Annotated in this window: 2 protein-coding genes; both read right to left on the bottom strand. The window is 40.4% G+C overall.

Annotated elements, in window-relative coordinates; translation table 11 throughout:
• Positions 1 to 60: 60 nt before the first annotated feature.
• Positions 61 to 798, bottom strand: coding sequence for an IS21-like element helper ATPase IstB (gene istB, locus HC026_RS12235; protein ID WP_168926189.1), 738 nt, complete (start codon positions 796 to 798; stop codon positions 61 to 63).
• The gene (gene istA / locus HC026_RS12230) at positions 788 to 2,026 is read right to left on the bottom strand and encodes an IS21 family transposase (RefSeq protein ID WP_168926188.1); all 1,239 of its coding nucleotides are present in this window, start codon (positions 2,024 to 2,026) and stop codon (positions 788 to 790) included. The genes istB and istA overlap by 11 nt, the downstream gene beginning before the upstream one ends.
• Positions 2,027 to 2,133: the final 107 nt, after the last annotated feature.

Genomic DNA, 2,133 nt, shown 5'->3' with positions numbered 1-2,133 from the left:
GTGTCAAGGGCGGTCATAAAATGTCGGTTTAGGGCGGTTAAAAATGTAGGTTTTTAGCGGTCAGTCTACATTTTTCAAACGATACGATTTACCAGTAATTTTTATAATGTGTGAATGATGAACTATTCGATCAAGAATTGCTGCCGTTACCGTTGGGTTTTGAAAGATTTCCACCCAAGCTGATAACTCACTGTTACTAGTGATAATGGTTGAAGCGTGTTCATATCGGGCGTTTATTAGCTGAAAAAGTAGATTTGCTTCATCGTGATCCACTGGTAAATAACCCAGTTCGTCAATGATCAGTAAATCATAACGGGCATAACGGTTAATGCTTTGTTCTAGCCGGCCTTTTTCATAAGCCGCATGCAGACGCAAGAGTAATTCATGGCAGTTAATAAACAGCGTTCGCATACCTTGTTGGCAGGCTGCTACACCCACGCTGATTGCTAAGTGGGTCTTGCCGACCCCTGGACTGCCGATAAAAATCAGATTCTCTTGCTGATCCATGAAGGCTAAGTCCTGAAATGCTAATACTTCCTGGCGATTAATACTAGGCTGAAAATCGAAGTCAAAATCGCGGATTGACTTTAATTTGGGAAATCTGGCACGTTCAATGGTTTGCCTGATGTCAGATTCTTGACGCCATTTTAATTCAGCTTCAGTTAGCGTCAACATCGCTTCGGTAAAGGACAGCTCCTGCCGGTTTAATTGATCAATATATTCCGGTAAGTAGGCGCTTATTTTAGTGAGGCCTAAGGCCTCTAAATCAGTAATCAAGCTTTGAAATTTAGTTGTCATTGGTGACTCCTCCGATTGAATCATATTGGGAAAGATGTTCGGCAATATAGGTCTCGATATCATCCCGATTTTGACCCTTCAGTAAGTCAGACTGCAGGATGCGAATACGATCTTCTGCATCATAATTGAATTGATTAGTCGAAATGTTGTGCGTCCTAATCAATTCTCCGTTATAATAAACTTGAATTTGATTCTCACTGTTGGTGAGCTCGATATCGACAGTTTTACCAATATACTGGGGATCAACAGAGTACTTGCACTTACGAAAGTTAACCATCGATTCTTTTGAGACGACACGGGTAATGTTTTCCTCAAAGAATGGATTCAGCAGGTTAGCTGGAACTGAGTGGAGGTACTCTTTTTCGTCGTATTTCCATTTAATCAGTGGTATTTCATTAGTGGCCTGTGAAACTTCATTGTTTAAATCAAAGCAGAGTTCATCAATTATATTAATTAATTCAACTGTATCGACAAATTCATAGTTGTAGACTCGCAAACGTTCCATTGTCCGTGCTAAGGCTTCTACAGACCCTTTGGTCTGTGGTCTGAAGGGCCTGCAGGCAATCGGTTTGAATCCGGCATCTACACAGAACTGATGAAATCTTTCGTTGAAAACTGGTTTACCAAAGCTAGACTTGCGGTGATCAACGACTTGCCGCATATTATCGAACCAAATTTCTTTAGGAATCCCACCGGTATTTTCGAACGCATCGTCCAGACAATTAAATAGAGTATCTTGACTACGTTCAAAAATAAGCGTGATGTATTTTAACTTGGAGTACGGTAAAACATACAAGAATATATTGAAATGAATCGGGTCTCCAGCTTGATTGTAGAGGGTCATCTCTTCTTTCCAATCAACTTGTGCTGATAGTCCAGGAGTGTGTTCTACCCGGATAGTTGCCCGTTTTATTCGCTCTCCTTTAAGCGTTGAACAGTATTCCCTCACAATAGTGTACTTGCCTTTAAAACCTTTCTTTTCGATAAACTTAAAAATCGATTTAGCAGAACACCCGGTTTCGACTTTATCCTGAATAATTGAACGATATGGATCTAATAAACTCGGACGAGTTTGTTTAATTCCCGGATCGGTGCCATTCTTAGCTTTCTCATAAGCCTTTTTTACGGTGCGATAATCGGCATTATATTGACGTGCTAGCGCGGCAAAGTTAGGTTTGATATCATCGTGCACGAATTGTTTCACTCCTTGTCTGAGATCAGTTCTCACATCAGTAACCTCCTAGTTAGCGATGTGATTTATAGTATCAAAAAAATGTAGGAAAACCGACAATTTCTCGCCGCCATTTTCCTACATTTTATAACCGCCCTTTACAA

Source organism: Secundilactobacillus angelensis, from assembly GCF_012641075.1.
Classification (GTDB): domain Bacteria; phylum Bacillota; class Bacilli; order Lactobacillales; family Lactobacillaceae; genus Secundilactobacillus; species Secundilactobacillus angelensis.
The sequence above is the reverse complement of the archived record's forward strand: the minus strand, read 5'-3'. Positions and strand labels throughout refer to the sequence as shown.